Raw genomic sequence first — 18744 nt, 5'->3', positions numbered from 1 at the left:
GCTGCCTTAAGAGCTTGTCGAGACCTTCAACCCGCGCCCAGCGATCGCAGCTTGGCCTCGAGCTCGCGCCGAGCGGCTTCATCTCTTTCGGGCAGGGTGGCAATGAGAGCCGAAATCGCCAGGGGATTCATCGGCTGCAAGTCATGCGCCGCCAGCGCGAAATCGAGCGCAGTTTCGCGATCGTCGAGTTGCAGCGCACCAACGCTTCGTGCTGCGAGCACCCACGGCACCCGCACCATGCCAAGCCCCATCGAATGATCGAGAAGTCGGATAGCCCGCTCCCAATCGCCCTCTGCCGCCAACGCATCGGCAAGGATTGCTGCGGCCTCTCCGTTCATCGGATTGTCGCGCACATAGTCTTCGAGCAACTCGCGCGCGCTTTCCGGGCTGTCCTGCGCGCCTGCAAGCCGCAAGGCTAGCGGCCACGGTCGCCGTACTCGCGCAGACCGAGCATAGGCCTCGCGCGCGGCACGCTTGTTCCCGCGCGCGAATTCGGCATCGCCGAGAATGGCCTGAGCGTCGGCCGAGCCGGGAAAGCGCTTTGCGAAATCGCGTGCCCTGCGAACCGCGGCCACCGCTTCGCGTCCGGCGATGGCACTGCGCACATAGTCGCGCGTTTCGAGCCCGCCGCCGTTGCTGCCGCCAGAAATCGCCAGCAATTCATATGGGGTCATGCTGGGCAGTACCGACAGATTGGCTTGCCCGATAGCCGCGAGGTCGAGGAACATCGCTGCCCGCTCGCGATTTCCCAGCGCCTCGTAGGCGCGCCCCACCAGGGTTCGCAAATAGGCGGAACCCGAACCGCTCGAAGCAGTGGTGGCAAAGCGATAGACCAGTTCGCGTTCGCCCCCGTCGCGTGACAAGGCATAGGCGAGGAGATCGCGGATACGGGCGTTGTCGGGCTGGCGCGTGTATAAGCGGTCGAGGGCCTGCGCCGCGCTGGCGTAGTTTCCCTTTTGCAGGTCGATGATCGCCGACAGGAGGTGCGCCGACGCAAGACCATCACGCTGCAATCCTGATTTCGTCAGCAGATTCCGCGAAAGGCGGAACTGGCCCCCGCGCGCTGCGATGACCGCCTGGACGAAAAGTCCCCGCGGTGTCGCCGCAGCCGACCCATCTTCTGCCCGCAGGACCTGTAATGCCTCGTCCGCGCGCCCTGCATCGCCGAGCGTGGCGGCATATTCGACCCGTAGATCGATATTTTCAGGCTGGATCTCCAGGGCTCTTCCCAGCAGCTCTGCACCCTTTACCAGCCCCTCTGCATCGCGCGCCAGCTGACCGCGAAAACGAAGCGCCTCGCCATTGTCGGGATCGATCGCCAGCGCGCGTTCGGCCGCCTCAATTGCCTCCAACTGCTCACCGCCACGATAGCGCAACCGCCCGATATCGACCCACAATTCTGCATTGTCCGGCCTGACTCGATAGGATTGGTCGAATGCGGCACCTGCTGCCGGAAGGTTTCCTTCGGCCATTTCCAATCGGCCAAGCAATCGGAATCCACGGGCCCTTGTCTGCTCCGAAAATTCGCCCGGGGCGAGCCATTCGCGCGCTACCTGCAAATTTCCGGCGAGCAGCGCCGCCTCACCGAGCAGCGCAGCGAGTTCCTCGCGCGGCGTGCCTTCATCCAGTGCGCGATCCAGAAACACCTGCGCTGCAAGAAAATCACCGCGCGCAAGTTCGATCCGCGCGCTCTCAACAGCCGATCGATCCGGAACGGTCTCCTCGCAGCCTCCGAGCGCCGCAAGCGCAAGCGCGAGCCCAGCAATCAGCTTGAGGTCACGTCTGGAGATCATATTGCTTGAGCAAGTCGTACAGCGTCGGCCGACTTATGCCGAGCAGCTTGGCCGTGTTGGAGATATTGCCCTCGCTACGCGCCAAGGCCTGGCGGATCATCCGCCTGTCCGCCTGCTCGCGCGCCGCCTTGAGGTTGAGAGCGATGTCCACACCTTCCTCGTCGGTCTGCGCCAGATCGAGATCTTCGGCGGATACCAGCTTGGCGTCCGCCATGATCACCGCTCGTTTCACCCTGTTCTCGAGCTCGCGAACGTTGCCCGGCCAGTTCCAGCCGTCGATGGCGGCAAGCGCATCTGGCGCGAAACCCTTGACCTGCGGATTCATCTCCTTGGCAAAGCGCGCCAGAAAATGCTTGGCAAGCAGTATCGCATCGCCCGGCCGTTCGGCCAGCGTCGGCACTTTCACCACGATCTCCGCCAGCCGGTAGAAAAGATCTTCGCGAAAGCTGCCCTCGCCGATCATCACCTCGAGATCCTGATGCGTGGCGCAGACGATGCGGGTATCGACGGGAATCGGCTTGCGACCGCCGATGCGCTCGATCGTGCGTTCCTGCAGGAATCGCAGCAGCTTGACCTGCAGCGGGAGCGGAATGTCGCCGACCTCGTCGAGAAAGAGCGTGCCCCCGTCAGCCAGTTCGATCTTGCCCTCGGTCATCTTGACCGCACCGGTAAATGCGCCTTTTTCATGCCCGAACAGCTCGCTTTCGAGCAGGTTTTCGGGAATCGCTGCGCAATTGATGGCAATGAAGGCACCGTTGCGGCGGTCGCTGGAATCATGAACCCCACGCGCGAGCAATTCCTTGCCCGTACCGCTTGCGCCGAGGAGCATCACCGAGACGTTGGTCGGCGCCACACGCTCTATCGTACGCGCGACCTTGGCCATTTCCGGAGCTGCCGTCACCATCGAGCCGAGCACCGTGCGATCCTCACCGACCTTCTCGGCCAGGCGGCGGTTCTCCTTTTCGATCTGATGCAGGCGAAAGGCGCGCTGCACGATCAGCCCCAAAGTGTCGATGTCCACCGGCTTCTGGTAGAAATCGTAAGCCCCCTGTTCGACCGCGCGCAGAGCACTCTCGCGTGCACCATGCCCCGATGCGACGATGACCTTGGTGTCGGGCTTCATCGCCATGATCGCTTCGAGAACCGCGAAACCCTCGCTCGTCCCGTCAGGATCGGGCGGAAGGCCAAGGTCGAGCGTGACAACCGCCGGTTCTTCGCACCGCAATGCAGCAAGCGCCGCCTCGCGGGTTCCCGCGATTACGACGTCGAAATCGTCATAGGCCCATTTCAGCTGTGCCTGCAGGCCCTCGTCGTCCTCGACGATCAACAGTTTGGGCTTGGATTGTGCCATCAAGCGACCTCGTTTTCTCTATTGGTTCGGCCGCGTCCGATGATCGATGCCGCCGCTTTGAGCGGCAGGCTGACGGTAAACCGGGACCCGAGACCCTCGCGCGACTGCACATCCAGCCGTCCGCCCATCGAACGAATCAGTTCGCGCGCCTCGAAGGCGCCAATGCCGAAACCGCCGGTTTTCGAGGAGACGAACGGCTTGAACAATCCATTGCGCAGGAACTGGGGAGACATGCCGCAGCCATTGTCGATCACCGTCACTTTCCCCGAAACGCCGTCGCTGTACGCCTCGATCATGACCGCGCTGTCCGCTTCGCTGGCATCGACCGCATTCTGGACGAGATGGACCAACGCCTGATCGAGCGCTTCTCGATTGCCTTCCACTTTCACCGGCTCCGCTCGAAGCATGGTCACCGGATGCGTCTTGTCCAGCCGATCCGCGACCTTTTGTGCCGCTTCGGCCAGATCGAACTGGCTGCTCTTCTCGCTCTCGGGGGTACCATACCGACCCAGGCGTGCGAGCAGCGAATTGAGCTTGTCGGTGCTGTTGCGCAGCGTCACCAGCATGTCCTTGCGGAATTCGGGTTTGTCGGCGTGTTTTTCGGCATTGCGCAGCAAGAGCGACATCTGGCTCGACAGGTTCTTGATGTCGTGCATGACGAAAGCCATGCGACGGTTGAACTCGTCGAAACGGCCGGCTTCGAGCAGCGCGGCCTGGCCGGCCTGTTCCGCAAGGTAGCTCGCCAGTTGGCGCCCCACCACGGCCAGAAGATCGAAATCCTCCCAGTCGAGTTTACGCGCGACGACCGGACGCGCAAGCACTACCAGCCCGATGAGCCGGTCGAAATGAAGCAGCGGCACGGCTGCCCAGGCGCGCCTGTCTTCGCGCATCCAGTCGGGAACCAACGCCTGTTCGCCATGGTGGTCGATACCTTCTCGCACTTCATCCAGATCGATGATGAGCTCGCTTCGCTCGAGGACGTAACCCAGCGCGGCAGGTGCTGCCCGCGCGGGGATATCGCTGTCCGGCCAGCGCCAATTGGCCGCGATCTCGAACCCGCTGTCGTCGTCGGGCACCAGCAGTATACCCGACGGACTGTCGGTGATATCCGCCAGCGCCTTCACCGCCCTTTCCTGCAGTGTCGTGTTGTCGAAGCCCGTCGAGCCGATCGTGCGGGTAAACCGGATCCACTCGTTGCGATAATCGTAGCGATGTTTGAACAGATGCTTGATTGCGGTCACCCGCAACCATCCGCGCAGACGATTCGAGGGAAGCCAGATCAGCGCCAGCGCGCCAGCCGCGATGATCAGGCCGACCTGCGTCATGCGGGCCAAATCGCCGGTCAGCATGTCGAGCGAGCGGGCCAACGCCAGCATCAGACCGAAATAGGCACCGATCACCAAGAGCGAAAGGAAGCGAAAGGTTGCCGCCCGAGACGGGCGAAACTCGAGTTTCGACGAAGTGCCGGTATATCCGAGCGCAAAGGGTACGGCCACGACCGCAGCCGCAATGCCGCGCAGAGCCGCCAGTTCGGCGGGCACCGAGCCAACGATGTAACCGATAGTGAAGTAATTGAGATCGAAGGCCCACAATCCGGCCAGCGCCGCGACATTCCAGCGCAAAATCAACCGCGACGAGGCTGCGGCACCGACATAGAGATTGTGCAGCAAGACAAGCGCGCCCACCGCAACCATTACCCGAAACAGCGCCGCCGTCTCGAAAATCAGCTCGGCAATCTCTCCAGTCACGGCATAGCGATACGCCAGCAAGAGCAGCGCGAATTGAAGCACTTCGACGAAAGCGAGCGCGGCCACTGCCGGACGCACGACCCTGAGCGTTTCGTCGCGACCATCATTGGCGAAAAGCCGGAATAGCGTGAACAGCCATGCCAGATTGCGCGCGATTTCGGTCAGTTCTACGATCGGCTTGCCGGGTTCGAAACTGGCGGCGGCGAAACACCAGTTGGCGGTCAGGGCCAGCGAGACGATCGCCGGCGTGCGATCGCTGCGGGCCTGGTCGCCCTTGCGGGCAATCCAGATGGCCGCAAGCGCGCAGACGATGGCGCCGAGCGTATAGGCCACATAGGACAAGCTTGCCATCCAGCCCATCAGCGCGCTCCATCCGGCCAGAGTATCACGCGTGCGGTTTGCAGCAGGATAAGAATGTCGAGGAAAGGCGTGTAATTCTTGGCGTAATAGAGGTCGTATTCAAGCTTGTGCCGGGCATCCTCCGTGCTTGCGCCATAGGGATAATTGATCTGAGCCCACCCGGTGATCCCGGGCTTCACGACATGCCGCTCGGCATAATATGGCAGTTCCTCTTCCAGATCGACGACGAAAGCCGGCACTTCGGGTCGCGGTCCGACGAAGCTCATTTCGCCCTTCAGCACGCTCCACACCTGCGGCAACTCGTCGATCCGTACCGTTCGGATCAAGCGGCCTATCCGTGTGACTCGCGGATCGTCCTCTTCCGCCCACTTCGCGCCCGAATCGTCGGAGCCCACGCGCATCGAGCGCAGTTTGACGAGCGTGAAATGCTGACCGTACAGCCCGACGCGGGTCTGCCGGAAGAAGGCCGGTCCCTTGCTTTCCAGCTTCACCAGAAGCGCGAAAATGCCCATTAGCGGCAAACCGACTACCAAAATCAACAGGCTGACTACGATATCGAAGATACGTTTGCCGATGCTCGACAAGCGGCGACCGGCGGAAAAGCCGTCGGAAAAGATCAGCCAGCTTGGATTGAGTGTATCGAGATCAACGCGGCCCATTTCGCGTTCGAGGAAACTCGAAAAATCGCTGACCTGAACGCCCTTCGTCTTCACTCGCAGCAAATCCTTGAGCGGCAACGAATTTCGCCGTTCCTGCAGGGCCAGGACGACTTCGGTGGCGCCGACACGCTCGACGAATCTACCGAGATCGGAAATGGTTTCGCGCGGGACGGCCGCGTGAAGCGTGGGTGGAGAATCGCCCATGGCAATGAAGGCCGCCACTGTAAATCCGCTCTCCTCGCGATGCGAAAGCTTGAGCAATCGTTCGGCGCGTTCACCTGCGCCGAGAACGATGACCGTCCGGCGGAAGGCCTCGATTCCCAACAATCTGCCGGAAAGAATACGATTGGCGATCAGGACGACAATCGAGATGCCCATCGCGTAGAGCAGCACAGAGCGCCACAGCGCCGAGCCGGGAAACATGAAATTCATCAACGAGATCGCCAGAACGCCGAGGCTTACGGCCACCAGCAGCCGTGCGGTCGCAAAGCGGGTCGAGCGCAGGGCTTCGGGCCCATAAGTCCCCACCGCGATCATCGCCAGCCAGATGACGCCCGCAAAACCGCCAATTTCGAGCGCACGATCGGAAAAGTCCCCGACGCTCACCCCGATTTGCGCCACGCGCAGACGCCATGCGGCCTCGCCCGCCAGAGCGAGCAGCGCAAGGTCTATCAGGGACAGCAGCACGACATTGTGGGAAATGTAGTGCTTGAAGAGGCGGATCATCCGGACCGGCTCGCAAATTGCTAGTGTCGGAAATCTTGACTAGCAGAGAGGGATGAACCGTCGGTAAATTTTACAGTCGAAAAGAAAGGGCGGCACGCGTTATGCATGCCGCCCTTCTGAAATGAATTGAACGCGTTAGTTAGCGACAGCGTCTTCGACTGCCTCGCCCGCATTCTGGGCCGCGTCGCCGACCTGGTTGGCGGCCTCGCCAACCTCGTTCGCCGCATCCGCGATCGCGTTGTCTTTCGCCACTTCCGCGCTGTTCATCTGGGTGAAGAAGAAGATGCCGATAATCGCAATGGCAACGACCAGCATGATCAGCACCCAGTTCGTCCCTCCGCCGCGGTTGTCGCCATCGGTAACTACGGTGTGCGTCGTGTGGGTATTGCCGGAAGAATCGGTCGTTTCGGTAATGCGTTCTTCAGTCATGTAAATTCCTCCCTGCGATGGAGATCATGCGCCCAAAAACGCCGTTACGCATAGGCCGGTTCCCCGATCGCGACGATTAGTGGTTAGCCCTGCTCGAATTCGAAGGGCGTGACGCCGCGGCGGATCGTGTCGAAGGCGAGTTTGCGCCCGGCAGGAGGAAGCGAACGCTGGCTGCAGCGGATACGGTGGCAGCGAGCACATCCCGGACCGATCGGCTGCGCATCGTCCGGGCGCAACGAGATACCGCGTGCCTGGGCCAGTTCGGATGCCAGCACCGCCTCGATCCCCACAGCCACGACGAACTGGGCTTCCCCCGGCGCTCCGCTGCCTTCGACCGTGCGCGCCATCGTCAGCCATCCGCCGTCGCGGTCGCCGGTGTTGTCGAGCGACACGAACTGGACCTGCAATTCGCCCGCGCGATCGAACGCGCGATGTGCGTGCCACAGCGGGCAACTGGTCTCGGATTCCACGAAACGGGCGGTACTGGCACCGGTGAAAGTTTTCGAAAACTGCCCCGCCCTGTCGAGACGCACCATGAAGAAGGGCAAGCCGCGCTGCCCGACGCGTTGCAGTGTCGTCAGACGGTGCGCGAGCTGCTCGAAACTGACCCCGAAACGACGCTCCAATACTGGCAGGTCGTATCCCGTGGCCTCGCACGCGCGAAGGAAGCGCCCATAGGGCATGATCAGCGCCGCCGCGACGTATCCGGTCAGATGGCGAGCAAACAGGGCGCGGGCGGCCTCGTCTTCAAACCGTGCGCCCTTCGCCACCGCGTCGATATCGTCCGCGAACTCAAGCTGCGCCAGTTGCAGTGCAAGCTGGAAATTGCGCGAGGCAGAGCTGAGCATTTCCGACAGTTGGACTTGCCTGGCATGCAGATCGAGGCGCCGCAGACTATCGGGCAAGACCTCGCGCGGCAGGATGCGGACCGATAGCTGGTGTCGCTCGCGCAACCGCTCGGCCAGCGCGACGCTCATGTCTCCGCGCGAAAGTCGCATCTCATCGGCCAGCTCTTCCGCAGCCCGATCGAGATCCGCGAAATGGTTGCGCCACCGTTCGATTTCGCGTCGCGATTCCGACAGCGGGTCGCTCGACGGGCCTCCCGCGTCCCCGGCATTGTCGTAGAGACGCGCAAAAGCCGCCGCTGCCTGCGGGGCCGAGGTCAGGAATTCTTGTAGTTCCTCCCGGTCTATTCCGAGGTCGGCAAAACGTTCGTCGGCGAAACGCCTCACCAATCCGTCGATGCCACCGATCGATTCGTCTTCCCGCAGCGAGCGGGGATCGAAATCGAATTGCTCGACCAACTGCATCATCACGCGCGCGCTGACTGGGCGCTGGTTCCGCTCGATCAGATTGAGGTAGCTCGGCGAAATATCGAGCCGCGCCGCAGTGGCGGCCTGCGTCAATCCCTCGCGCTTGCGCAGGCGGCGAACGGCGGGCCCGGCAAAAAGTGCTTCCTCGGCCATTTGTCACTTTCTTTACATCATTACATATTCGATAGCGCCAAACAGCCCAGATAGACAAGATATTTTGTAAATTTCCCTGTCGCCGGATCATTCAATGCCCCATCAAGAAGCCAAGGCGAACACGCCGCAATACGACGTCCCACTCAACGGCGTCCCAATTCGACAAGGAGCTTCCTCGTGACCTATTCGGCCCGGATCACCGAACTGAACGAAACCATCGCAGCCAACGGCGCACCCTGGGGCGCGATCGACGCCGAAAGTGCCGCGCGCATGGTCGTCCAGAACCGTTTCCGCACAGGGCTCGATATTGCGCGCTATACCGCCAAGATCATGCGCGAAGACATGGACGCCTATGATGCTGACCCGACCAACTACACCCAGTCGCTCGGCACCTGGCACGGTTTCATCGCCCAGCAGAAGATGATCTCGATCAAGAAGCATTTCGGCAGTACCAAGCGCCGGTACCTCTACCTTTCGGGCTGGATGGTCGCCGCACTGCGTAGCGAATTCGGTCCGCTGCCCGACCAGTCGATGCACGAGAAGACTTCGGTGCCCGGACTGATCGAGGAGCTCTATACCTTCCTCAAGCAGGCCGATGCCCGCGAACTGGGTATGCTGTTCCGCGATCTGGACGCTGCGCGCGATGCCGGCGACGAAGTCGAAGCCCAGCGCCTGCAGAAAGCGATCGACGATCACGAAACGCACGTGGTTCCGATCATCGCCGATATCGATGCGGGCTTCGGAAATGCCGAGGCGACCTACCTGCTCGCCAAGAAGATGATCGAGGCTGGAGCCTGCGCGCTGCAGATCGAGAACCAGGTGTCCGACGAAAAGCAGTGCGGCCACCAGGACGGCAAGGTTACCGTGCCGCACGAGGACTTCCTCCAGAAGATCCGCGCGATCCGCTACGCCTTCCTCGAACTCGGCGTGCCGGAGGGCATCATCGTCGCCCGCACCGACAGCCTCGGCGCCGGCCTGACCAAGCAGATCGCTTATTCGAAGGAGCCCGGCGACCTCGGCGACCAGTACAACGGCTTCCTCGATTGCGACGAAGTCGATCCGGCCGATATCACCAACGGTCAGGTATTCATCAGCCGCGACGGCAAGCTGATGGCGCCGAAGCGGCTGCCCAGCAATCTCTACCAGTTCCGTCCCGGAACGGGCGAAGACCGCTGCGTGCTCGATTGCATCACGGCGCTGCAGCATGGTGCCGACCTGCTGTGGATCGAGACCGAGAAGCCGCATGTCGAACAGATCGCCGGCATGGTCGACAGGATTCGCGAAGTGATCCCCAACGCCAAGCTGGTCTATAACAATTCACCGAGCTTCAACTGGACGCTCAACTTCCGCCAGCAGGTTTACGATGCCTGGGTGGAAGCGGGCAAGGACGTCTCGGCCTACGATCGCGACAAGCTTATGAGCGTCGATTACGACGGCACCGTGCTTGCCGCCGAAGCTGACGAGAAGATCCGCACATTCCAGGCCGATGCCTCGAAGCGCGCCGGTATCTTCCACCACCTCATCACGCTGCCGACGTATCACACGGCCGCGCTGAGCACCGACAATCTCGCCCGCGAATACTTCGGCGAACAGGCGATGCTGGGCTACGTCAAGAACGTCCAGCGCGAGGAAATCCGCCAGGGTATCGCCTGCGTTAAGCACCAGAATATGGCGGGCTCCGACATGGGCGACGACCATAAGGAGTACTTCGCCGGCGAAGCCGCCCTCAAGGCCGGCGGCAAGGACAATACGATGAACCAGTTCGCTGCGGCGTAAGGAGAGGAAGGATGACGACCATGACAGACGACATTCCAAAGACCGAGCCGGGCCGCGCCCGGGCACTGTTCTCGACCGCCGATTTCCGGCTCTTGCGTACCGCCCTCACCCATTATGCCAGGGCCACCGAAGATCGCGACGAACTGGCCCGGATCAACGCCCTGCACCACAGGCTCGGCACCTACGTTCCCTCGGACGGCTGAGCCGCCGGCATCCTAATCAACAATTCTCCTGGGGAGGAGAATACGGCCGTCGGAGCACCCCCAATGCTCCGGCGGCCACACTTTTGCCCTGCGACTAGTTTCCGCCAACGGGCATCAGATCGATCGCCGCGCTGGCGAGCGCTTCCGCGCCGGTCGCGATCACTGCTTCCGCATCGGGCGCCCAGAACGGCGAGTGCAGCGATGGCAAGGGCGTACCATTCTCTTCCAGTGCATCGAGCATCGCCTGCGGCGTGCCACTGATCCAGAAGATCATCGATTCGACGTCGTCGGGCGCGGCGCGACGGAACTGACTGAAATCCTCGCCGCCCATGACCGCAGGCCATTGCATCACGCGGTCTTCGCCAAACCTTTGCCTGAAACTCTCGGCACGCGCTTCGCTGAAACCGGGATCGTTGAAGGTCGAAGGCGTATAGGGCTCTTCGACCGTGATCTCGGGCATCAGTTCATCCGGCAGGCCGGCGGTGATCGCCTCACCCCTCGCCACGCGGCGAATGCCGTCGAGCAGTAACTGTCGGCTTTCGTCCGAGTAGCTACGCACGGTCAGCTGCAGCCTGGCCTCGTCGCTGATGATGTTGTGCTTTGCGCCGGCATGAAAACTGCCCACCGTAATCACCGCCGGATCGAGCGGCGAGGAATTGCGGCTGACCACCGTCTGCAGTTTCATCACGATCGCGCTGGCGAGCACCACGGGATCGACCGTGGTATGCGGATAGGCCCCATGGCCGCCGATGCCCTTCACCGTGATGTCGACGCTATCGACATTGGCCAGCGCATAGCCGGGGGTATAGCCGATGGTTCCGGCCGGGACCGGAGCGGCCGCATCGTGGAAGGCAAGTGCGTAATCGGGCTTGGGGAAGCGGGTGTAGAGTCCATCCTCGAGCATGGCGAGCGCGCCAAGGCCCAACTCTTCGGCCGGTTGCAACACCATCACCAACGTGCCCTGCCACTTGTCCTTGTGGTCCACCAGCAACTGCGCGGCGCCGATGAAACCCGCCATATGCGTGTCGTGCCCGCAGGCATGCATCACCCCCGTGGTCACGCCGCTTGCCGGAGTGGCCGTGACCGTCGAGGCATAGGGCAGCCCGGTCCGCTCGACCACCGGAAGCGCGTCCATATCCGCGCGCAGCAGCACGGTCGGTCCCTCGCCATTGCGCATCACAGAGACGACACCGGTCTTGCCGATCCCCTCGGTCACTTCGAAGCCGAGATCGCGCATCCGCGTGGCCAGCTTGGCCGCCGTCTCATACTCTTCGAAACTGAGCTCGGGGTTCGCGTGGAGGTCGCGGTAGAGTTCCATCAGGCCGGGCATGTCGGCCGCCAGATCCGCGCGCAGCTCATTTGCCGCGGCGGGGGTGGCAAAGGCGATCGCTGCGGCGACCAGTGCTGTAGGACATATCTTGGACATTCTGAGCGCTCTCCCTGCGCGATGGAGCACATGGAACCGGTCCATGGGCAAAGATTCATGACCGGCGATCGGCCGCTTCGTTAGCCCGCCGAATGTTGCAGACAGGAGAGCGGCAGGAAAGCCCCTAGAGTTCGTAGGTGACCACGAGCGCGAGCGAGAGCATCAATACCATGATCAGAACGAGTGGCACGCCCGTGCGAACGTAGTCGCGGAACTCATACGACCCTTCCGCCATGATCAGCATATTGGTCTGGTAGGCGATGGGCGTCGCATAGCAAAGATTGCAGCCGAACAGCACGGCCAGAACCAACGGTTCGGGAGGCAGGCCCAGCTTGCTGGCTATGGCAAAGGCAATCGGCGTGCCGACCGTTGCCGCCGTGGCATTCGAGGCGAAATTCGTCAGGAAAGTCATCGCCAGCATGATCGCCGCCAGCGCAGCGGCTGGAGAGAGGTAGTCGAGACCGGCCGCCATGACCGTCCCGATCCAATCCGCCGCCCCGCTGTCGAGAATGATGCGGCCCAAGGCGATACTGGCTGCCACCAGCACGATCACGCTGCCGGACAGGCCGCGCCCGACACGATCGAACCGTACGCAGCCGGTTACGAACATCAGAATCGCACCCGCCAGCGAGGCAATGGCAATGGGGACCAACCCGACTGACGCGAAGGCGATGGAACCACCCATTATCCCCGCTGCCAGTGCGGCCTTGGAGCGACGCGGCAATTCGCGCATCCCTTCGAGCTGGAGCAGGCTGTCCGCGCGTGCGAAATGCTGCATGTCGTCGGGTAGGCCCATCACCAGCAGCACGTCACCCTCGGCGAACCGATGGTCGCCGCCTTCGGAGAATTGCTCCTTCTCGCCCACCAGGCGATCGGGCCGGTGCGTACCGATCACCGCAACACCGTAGAGATCGGCGATGCCCGAACTCGGTAGCGTGCGCCCTATCAGCCGCGAATCCGCCGTGACGATCATTTCGCCCACCGCGATATCCGTCCCGGTCTCGCTCGACCGGCGGCGAATGCGGTCGATCACCCAGCTCGGCGCCGCGTCACCGCGCAGCGTCGCCATGGCTTCCTCGATCGCTTCATGTGTGCCGGTCATGCGCAGGCGATGTTGCGGACGGAGCAGGCCGACCGGGACATCGTGAAACTCGATTCCCGAGGGAAGGCGCGATTCCAGCTCCGACAGCTCACGCCCGTTGAGGATCGAATTTTCGGTTACGCGCAGCCGCGTCTCGAACAAGCGCTGGGCATGGACCGTTTCGATCCGATTGTCGCCGAGCATTCGCGGCATGACGATCCAGACGAAGGGGAGCGCGACAAGCGACGCGAACAGCACGATCGGCGTGAAGTGGAAAACGCCCATTTCGGGCATGCCCAGATCGACTGCGATCGACACCACCAGAATATTCGTCGAAGTGCCGATGGTGGTGGCCATCCCACCCATCAGCGAAGCGGCATTGAGCGGGATCAGGGTCTTCGAGGCGGCCATCGCCCCGCGCATCGCCAGGTGCACGAAAATCGGCATCAGCAGCACCAGCACCGGCGTGTTGTTAACCCCCATCGACAGCACGAAGGTGACCAGCAGCGAAAAAATCAGGCCGAGCTGAAGATTGACCTTGAACAGCCGCTCCAGAAAGCGCGCCGCAGGTTCCAATGCGCCGGTCACCACCAGCCCACGCCCCATGATCATCAGCGCGCAAATGGTGATGAGCGCGTAATGGCCGAAACCCGAGAAGGCGAGGCTGAGCCCGTCGGTCGGCTTCGTATCGGGCAGCGGGAAGAAGTAGAGCCCGACCGCGATCACCGCGATCGTCAGCAGCGAAATGATCTCCACGGACATGCGCCCGCGCGCAAAAGCGACGAACATGGCGATAGTGATGACCATCGCCGCAATCGCATGGTAGGAAGGAACTCCGATCATCCGAGAGCCGGAATCCCAGTTTATCCCGCTTTGCGCAAGGATTTAGTTTGGTACCCCTGGCCGGACTCGAACCGGCACTTCAGAAGAAACTCGATTTTGAGTCGAGCGCGTCTACCAATTCCGCCACAGGGGCACTGCGTCGGGACCGCAGGCGTTAGCCGCGCCCCGGTGCGGCATCAAGCCTTGAGCGCATTGACGAGCAATTTGTGCAGTTTCGAATGCAGCGCATCGTTGGCAGCCAGCACCTGTGCCGAATGGATAGGTTGCGACCGGCCGCGGAAATCGGACACGAAACCGCCCGCCTCGCGCACGATCAGGCAGCCGGCGGCGGTATCCCAATCGTTGAGCCCACTTTCCCAGAACCCGTCGTAGCGCCCCGCGGCAAGCCAGGCGAGATCGAGCGAGGCGGCACCGAACCGGCGCACGCCCGCGACCTGCGGGCCGATGGCGCCGAAGATTTTCGTCCATTCGCCGAAATCGCCATGCCCCTGGAAAGGGATGCCGGTCGCGATCAGCGCCTCGGGCAGCTGGCGGCGGGCCGAAACGCGCAGCCGGCCATCGTGAAGCCAGGCGCCGCGGCTCTTTTCCGCCCAGAAAGTCTCGTCGGTGATGGGATTGTAGATCACCCCGGCGGAGACGTCGCCCCAGCCGCCACCACCGAGCTTGGGTTCCTGCACCGCGATGCTGATCGCGAAATGCGGAATGCCGTGGAGGAAGTTGCTCGTCCCATCGAGCGGATCGACGATCCAGCGCGGCTTGCTCTCGTCGCCTTCGATGATTCCGGCTTCTTCCATGACGAAGCCCCAATCCGGCCGCGCCGTGAGAAGTTCATCGTAGATCGTGCGTTCGGCGATGCGATCCGCCTTGGAGACGAAGTCGGCCGGACCCTTGCGGCTGACCTGGAGGTGCTCGACCTCGCCAAAGTCGCGGCGCAGGCGCCCCCCCGCCTTGCGCGCGGCTTTCTCCATTACGCGGATGACACCCGATAGAACGGCCATGGAAACTCTCTTATTCGGTCAGGGCGCGGATTGTGCGCGCCGGAAAGTGGACGGTGGCCCGATCGCGGGCCACGCGCAATCAGCTGGCCTTGCCGACGTAGCTCTGCTCGTACACGTCGACGACGATCCGCGTGCCGCTTTCGATATGCGGCGGGACCATGATGCGTACGCCGTTGTCGAGCACGGCGGGCTTGTAGCTGGAGGAGGCGGTCTGGCCCTTCACCACGGCGTCGGCCTCGACGATCTCGGCTTCGACCTGCTGCGGAAGCTCGACCGAGATGGGCTTTTCCTCCCACAGCTCGAGCTTCACCTGCATCCCATCCTGCAGGAACGGGCGGGCATCCCCCAGCAGATCGCTGGGCAGGTTGATCTGTTCGTAGGTGTTCTGGTCCATGAAGACGAGCATATCGCCGTCCTCGTAGAGGAACTGGTAATCTGCCGTATCCAAGCGCACCTTTTCGACCGTGTCGGCGCTGCGGAAGCGGACATTGGTTTTGCGGCCGTCCTGCAGGTTCTTCATCTCGACCTGCATATAGGCGCCGCCCTTGCCGGGCTGGGTGTGTTGGATCTTGGCGACCTTCCAGATGCCGCCTTCGTATTCGATGATGTTGCCCGGACGGATGTCCACGCCGCTGATCTTCATGGGGAAGCTACCTTCGACTTGTAAAAGAGCATGCCGCCCGCAAGCGGCCCGTGTGCGGCGCGCCTTAGCGGAGCCGGGCCGTGCGGGCAAGCGAGTGGAAAAACGCTGGCGACGTTGCTATGGACGTCGGCGGACGCATCGCATGAAAACTTCGACCACCCTTGCCTCGATCGCCGCATTGGCGGTCCTCGCCACTGCTCCCGTGTCTGCGCAGGGGCGGCTATCGTTGCTCGACCGTGGCGAATATGTCTGCGCGCTTCCCGGTGATGCGACGAGTTCGGCCTGGGTCGAACAGGAAGGCCGCGGTTTCGCCATCACCGGCGGTTCGAGCTATCGCACCGCGCGCGGCAGCGGTACCTATCTGATGGAGGGAAAGCAGGTCACTTTCACGCGCGGCCCGATGCGGGGCACCCGGATGATGCGGCTTGGATCGGGTATGCTGCAAGAGGTAGGACGCGACGGCAAGCTCGGCCGCTTGCGCTGCCATCGCACGGGACCGGTGGCCGACTGATCACTCGCCGCGGAGCAGCGGATAGGGGTTGACTGCATGCGCGGGTTCCCACCACGCGGCATCCGCCGTTGTCTGCAGGATGGCGAAATGCAAATGCGGCGCGTCTTCGGACGCATTGCCCGAGCTGCCCACGGTGCCCAGACGCTGGCCGCGGCGCACGCGCTGGCCTTCCTGCAGCCCTTCGGCATACTCATCGAGATGGGCATAGTAATAGATCGTTTCGCCGTCGGTCGATCGCACATAGATCGTCTTCCCGCCTGCGTCCGAACGGAAGAGCTTCTCCACCGTGCCGGGCGCCGAGGACTGCACGGTGGTGCCCTTGGGCGCCATGATGTCGATCGCCTCGTGCAAGCGTGCTCCTCCGTCACGCGAATCGCTGTAAGTGTCGGTGAGATCGGCGGGACGGATGTTTTTGACCGGGATCAGCAACTGGCTGGCCTGCGACGCGCTGGGCGTTTGCGGAACCTTCGTGTCGAGCGCGCTCGCGACCGGTGTATCGGTCGCTTCGCTCGCCACATCGGCCACGCCCGCGGCGGTCTCGCCGGGTGACGGACTGGGCGCCGCTTCGGCGGGGCGCGTCCGCTCGCGTTGGCTGGCGCTGGTGGCATTCTCGATCAGACTGCCACCGGCCACGATCCATACCGCGCTGGTGATCGTGGCCGTGATGACGATGGTGAGGATGCGATCGACGAGGTTCATGCAGCGACCCTAACGGCTTACGCTTCGAAAATCACCTGCGTCGATTGCGAGACCATCCCTGCGAGCCGCGCCGCATCCCAATTGGTCAGGCGCACGCAGCCGCTCGATTGCGCGCGCCCGATGGTTTCGGGATCGGGCGTGCCATGAATGCCGTAATGCTCCTTGCTGAGGTCGATCCATACCACTCCGACGGGTGAGTTCGGGCCTGGCGGAAGAGTGTACTCCTTGCCATCCGGGTCGTCCTTTCCCAGCACCGCGGGATCGTAACTGTAGGGCGGATTGTAAGCCTCGCCGAGAATATCCCATTCGCCGAGCGGCAGGGGGAACTCGCTCGATCCGGAACTTACGGTAAACAGCGCGACAAGTTTGTCATCGCGATAGGCCTTCAGGGTCTTGCCCGCCTTGCTCACCACGATCCGGTCGACTTCCGGCTGCTCTGTGCCGACCCCAAGCGAGGCGAGCGTGCGCTGCCAATCGCCGTCCTCCACCGAGCCGGGCGCAATCCGATCCCCGCCGATATTGGGCACGCGGACTTGCTGGCCCGCGGCGAAATAGTCCTGGTTTTCCGAAGTGCCGGATGCAGTCGTTTCAGCGGTTTCCGCCTCGTCGGTTGACGCGCTTCCGGAAGCTCCAGCAGGCCTTCCATCGGGGTTGAGGGTCCTGAGCACATCCACTGTCGTATGGAAACGTTCGGCAAGGCGTTCGTCGAGGGATTTGTAGCCGAGCCGCTGGAGCTTGGCCTTCTCGGCAACGTCTTCGGGCATGTCGGTATAGGTAGCATCACCCCAGCTTGCCGGGATGGTAACGAGTCGGGTAGCTGGAATGCGCTCCCAATCGGAAAGCGCGTTCTTGGTGGCCTCGTCGAGTTTGCCGGTTATGTCGAGATCGTTGGCTTCCTGAAAACCGCGCAGGGCATTTTCGGTGCTCATGCCCATCTTGCCATCGATCACTCCGGGCGCGAAACCGACCCGATCGAGTACGACTTGTGCCTGCATAATCGGGCGCTCTTCGGGATCGGGAGTTTCCGAAGCCTGCGCCTTCTCGCCAGCCGCGTCCTCGCCGATCTCGTTCAGATGGCGATCGTCGTTCGAGGCCATCGTGTCGGCGAGGTTGTCGTCGCCATATGTCTCGTAGCCGTAGTCGGTGCGATTATCCGCGCTGGCGACGGTTTCGCTCCCCTGGTCATTGTCCTGACCCTGCATTCCGCATGCGGTTAAGGCGAGCGAAGAAACGGCGGCAAGAATGATGGTGCGCATGAGAGAGCCTCTCCTGAATCACGGGACGCGACCCGTCCCGTTCAGGATAGCCAACTCACGCCGCGCCGATTTGCTCCGCGAAAGCCCTCACTGCCGCCGCCTCGTCGCCGTTCCACACCGCACCCGACACGGCGAGAAAATCGGCCCCGGCCTCGACCAGCGGCTTGCAATTGGCAGGCGTGATGCCCCCGATGGCGACGCAGGGGATTTCGAACAGCGCGCTCCACCAGCCGAGGATTTCGGGCTCCGGCCGATGCTCGCTCGCCTTGGTTGTACTGTCGAAAAAAGCGCCGAAGGCGACATAGTCGGCCCCCGCTTCGCCCGCCTCCATCGCGAGATGCCTCGACGCATGGCAGGTCACGCCGATCTGCGCCTCGCGCCCCAGCTGCTCGCGCGCGTCCCTTGGGTCGCCATCGCCCTGCCCCAGGTGTACGCCATCGGTCTTGAGGCGCTTCGACAGCGCGATGTCGTCATTGACGATGAAGGCCACTTCGCGCGCCGCGCAAATTTCCTGTAATGGCTCGGCAAGCCGCGCGGCCTCGTGCTGGTCGATTCCCTTCACCCGGAACTGGAAGGCCGTAACGAGCCCCGGCCCCGCACCAAGTGCGCGGTCGAGCCGCTTGGGGAATTCGCCCGACACATCGAGCGGCGAGATGAGGTAGAGTTGGCAATCGGTCATCGGCCGCGCTCTCTAATGCGCTAGTAGCAATTCGTCACGCGTGCAGACATGCGAAAGCGATCCGCATTTTTGGAGAGGCTATGAGATCCCTGTTGCC

General features: G+C 62.6%; 16 protein-coding genes and 1 tRNA gene. 3 read left to right on the top strand and 14 right to left on the bottom strand.

Features of this window, described 5'->3' with window-relative positions:
• Positions 1–26 precede the first annotated feature (26 nt).
• From ACQY4G_RS12025 to ACQY4G_RS12000, 6 genes are all read right to left on the bottom strand, one after another.
• Complete coding sequence (locus ACQY4G_RS12025; protein ID WP_421991196.1) at positions 27–1793, bottom strand: tetratricopeptide repeat protein; 1767 nt, start codon at positions 1791–1793, stop codon at positions 27–29.
• The gene (prsR, locus tag ACQY4G_RS12020) at positions 1777–3144 is read right to left on the bottom strand and encodes a PEP-CTERM-box response regulator transcription factor (protein ID WP_421991194.1); all 1368 of its coding nucleotides are present in this window, start codon (positions 3142–3144) and stop codon (positions 1777–1779) included. The genes ACQY4G_RS12025 and prsR overlap by 17 nt, the downstream gene beginning before the upstream one ends.
• A complete protein-coding gene (prsK, locus tag ACQY4G_RS12015; RefSeq protein ID WP_421991192.1) occupies positions 3144–5252 on the bottom strand; it encodes an XrtA/PEP-CTERM system histidine kinase PrsK in 2109 nt (702 codons plus the stop codon). Before prsK ends, prsR begins: the two co-directional genes overlap by 1 nt.
• Positions 5252–6637: a TIGR03013 family XrtA/PEP-CTERM system glycosyltransferase gene (locus ACQY4G_RS12010; RefSeq protein ID WP_421991190.1), complete on the bottom strand. Its 1386-nt coding sequence runs from the start codon at positions 6635–6637 to the stop codon at positions 5252–5254. Before ACQY4G_RS12010 ends, prsK begins: the two co-directional genes overlap by 1 nt.
• A gap of 135 nt (positions 6638–6772) precedes the next feature.
• The gene (locus ACQY4G_RS12005) at positions 6773–7066 is read right to left on the bottom strand and encodes a hypothetical protein (protein ID WP_421991188.1); all 294 of its coding nucleotides are present in this window, start codon (positions 7064–7066) and stop codon (positions 6773–6775) included.
• Positions 7067–7149: 83 nt separating this feature from the next.
• The gene (locus ACQY4G_RS12000) at positions 7150–8532 is read right to left on the bottom strand and encodes a helix-turn-helix domain-containing protein (RefSeq protein ID WP_421991186.1); all 1383 of its coding nucleotides are present in this window, start codon (positions 8530–8532) and stop codon (positions 7150–7152) included.
• Positions 8533–8727: 195 nt separating this feature from the next.
• Here ACQY4G_RS12000 and ACQY4G_RS11995 point away from each other — a divergent pair, with 195 nt between their 5' ends.
• Together ACQY4G_RS11995 and ACQY4G_RS11990 are read left to right on the top strand one after the other, a co-directional pair.
• Positions 8728–10308, top strand: a complete 1581-nt coding sequence (locus ACQY4G_RS11995; protein ID WP_421993648.1) for an isocitrate lyase — start codon at positions 8728–8730, stop codon at positions 10306–10308.
• Between the two features lie 11 nt (positions 10309–10319).
• On the top strand, positions 10320–10511 hold the full coding sequence (locus ACQY4G_RS11990) for a hypothetical protein (RefSeq protein WP_369815330.1): 192 nt from the start codon (positions 10320–10322) through the stop codon (positions 10509–10511).
• A 94-nt stretch (positions 10512–10605) separates the two neighbouring features.
• Here the strand turns inward: ACQY4G_RS11990 and ACQY4G_RS11985 are convergent, their stop codons facing one another.
• From ACQY4G_RS11985 to efp, 5 genes are all read right to left on the bottom strand, one after another.
• Positions 10606–11937 carry an amidohydrolase gene (locus ACQY4G_RS11985; RefSeq protein WP_421991184.1) on the bottom strand — a complete coding sequence of 444 codons (1332 nt, stop codon included), beginning with the start codon at positions 11935–11937 and terminating at the stop codon, positions 10606–10608.
• Between the two features lie 124 nt (positions 11938–12061).
• Positions 12062–13861, bottom strand: coding sequence for an SLC13 family permease (locus tag ACQY4G_RS11980; protein ID WP_421991182.1), 1800 nt, complete (start codon positions 13859–13861; stop codon positions 12062–12064).
• A gap of 48 nt (positions 13862–13909) precedes the next feature.
• Positions 13910–13994, bottom strand: a tRNA-Leu gene (locus ACQY4G_RS11975).
• A gap of 43 nt (positions 13995–14037) precedes the next feature.
• Positions 14038–14859, bottom strand: a complete 822-nt coding sequence (locus ACQY4G_RS11970) for an inositol monophosphatase family protein (protein WP_067688519.1) — start codon at positions 14857–14859, stop codon at positions 14038–14040.
• Between the two features lie 79 nt (positions 14860–14938).
• Positions 14939–15502: an elongation factor P gene (gene efp, locus ACQY4G_RS11965; protein WP_067688516.1), complete on the bottom strand. Its 564-nt coding sequence runs from the start codon at positions 15500–15502 to the stop codon at positions 14939–14941.
• Positions 15503–15644: 142 nt separating this feature from the next.
• Between efp and ACQY4G_RS11960 the strand changes: the two genes are divergently transcribed.
• Positions 15645–16013: an elongation factor P gene (locus ACQY4G_RS11960; protein WP_421991180.1), complete on the top strand. Its 369-nt coding sequence runs from the start codon at positions 15645–15647 to the stop codon at positions 16011–16013.
• On the opposite strand, the gene ACQY4G_RS11955 is transcribed toward ACQY4G_RS11960, so the two are convergent.
• From ACQY4G_RS11955 to thiE, 3 genes are read right to left on the bottom strand one after another with little or no spacing between them, the layout of a single operon-like run.
• Positions 16014–16712, bottom strand: a complete 699-nt coding sequence (locus tag ACQY4G_RS11955; protein ID WP_421991178.1) for a M23 family metallopeptidase — start codon at positions 16710–16712, stop codon at positions 16014–16016.
• Positions 16713–16729: 17 nt separating this feature from the next.
• On the bottom strand, positions 16730–17968 hold the full coding sequence (locus ACQY4G_RS11950; protein WP_421991177.1) for a L,D-transpeptidase family protein: 1239 nt from the start codon (positions 17966–17968) through the stop codon (positions 16730–16732).
• A gap of 55 nt (positions 17969–18023) precedes the next feature.
• Positions 18024–18647 carry a thiamine phosphate synthase gene (gene thiE / locus ACQY4G_RS11945; protein ID WP_421991175.1) on the bottom strand — a complete coding sequence of 208 codons (624 nt, stop codon included), beginning with the start codon at positions 18645–18647 and terminating at the stop codon, positions 18024–18026.
• Positions 18648–18744: the final 97 nt, after the last annotated feature.

This window comes from Qipengyuania sp. (assembly GCF_965277845.1).
Taxonomy (GTDB): Bacteria; Pseudomonadota; Alphaproteobacteria; order Sphingomonadales; family Sphingomonadaceae; genus Qipengyuania.
Note: the sequence above shows the minus strand (reverse complement) of the source record. Positions and strands in the feature narration are given on the sequence as shown.

What these genes read in the sequence shown, in the direction of transcription:
- ACQY4G_RS12025 (WP_421991196.1), bottom strand. Translation starts at nt 1,793, where the DNA reads ATGATCTCCAGACGTGACCTCAAGCTGATTGCTGGGCTCGCGCTTGCG.
- prsR (WP_421991194.1), bottom strand. Translation starts at nt 3,144, where the DNA reads ATGGCACAATCCAAGCCCAAACTGTTGATCGTCGAGGACGACGAGGGC.
- prsK (WP_421991192.1), bottom strand. Translation starts at nt 5,252, where the DNA reads ATGGGCTGGATGGCAAGCTTGTCCTATGTGGCCTATACGCTCGGCGCC.
- ACQY4G_RS12010 (WP_421991190.1), bottom strand. Translation starts at nt 6,637, where the DNA reads ATGATCCGCCTCTTCAAGCACTACATTTCCCACAATGTCGTGCTGCTG.
- ACQY4G_RS12005 (WP_421991188.1), bottom strand. Translation starts at nt 7,066, where the DNA reads ATGACTGAAGAACGCATTACCGAAACGACCGATTCTTCCGGCAATACC.
- ACQY4G_RS12000 (WP_421991186.1), bottom strand. Translation starts at nt 8,532, where the DNA reads ATGGCCGAGGAAGCACTTTTTGCCGGGCCCGCCGTTCGCCGCCTGCGC.
- ACQY4G_RS11990 (WP_369815330.1), top strand. Translation starts at nt 10,320, where the DNA reads ATGACGACCATGACAGACGACATTCCAAAGACCGAGCCGGGCCGCGCC.
- ACQY4G_RS11985 (WP_421991184.1), bottom strand. Translation starts at nt 11,937, where the DNA reads ATGTCCAAGATATGTCCTACAGCACTGGTCGCCGCAGCGATCGCCTTT.
- ACQY4G_RS11980 (WP_421991182.1), bottom strand. Translation starts at nt 13,861, where the DNA reads ATGATCGGAGTTCCTTCCTACCATGCGATTGCGGCGATGGTCATCACT.
- ACQY4G_RS11970 (WP_067688519.1), bottom strand. Translation starts at nt 14,859, where the DNA reads ATGGCCGTTCTATCGGGTGTCATCCGCGTAATGGAGAAAGCCGCGCGC.
- efp (WP_067688516.1), bottom strand. Translation starts at nt 15,502, where the DNA reads ATGAAGATCAGCGGCGTGGACATCCGTCCGGGCAACATCATCGAATAC.
- ACQY4G_RS11960 (WP_421991180.1), top strand. Translation starts at nt 15,645, where the DNA reads ATGAAAACTTCGACCACCCTTGCCTCGATCGCCGCATTGGCGGTCCTC.
- ACQY4G_RS11955 (WP_421991178.1), bottom strand. Translation starts at nt 16,712, where the DNA reads ATGAACCTCGTCGATCGCATCCTCACCATCGTCATCACGGCCACGATC.
- ACQY4G_RS11950 (WP_421991177.1), bottom strand. Translation starts at nt 17,968, where the DNA reads ATGCGCACCATCATTCTTGCCGCCGTTTCTTCGCTCGCCTTAACCGCA.
- thiE (WP_421991175.1), bottom strand. Translation starts at nt 18,647, where the DNA reads ATGACCGATTGCCAACTCTACCTCATCTCGCCGCTCGATGTGTCGGGC.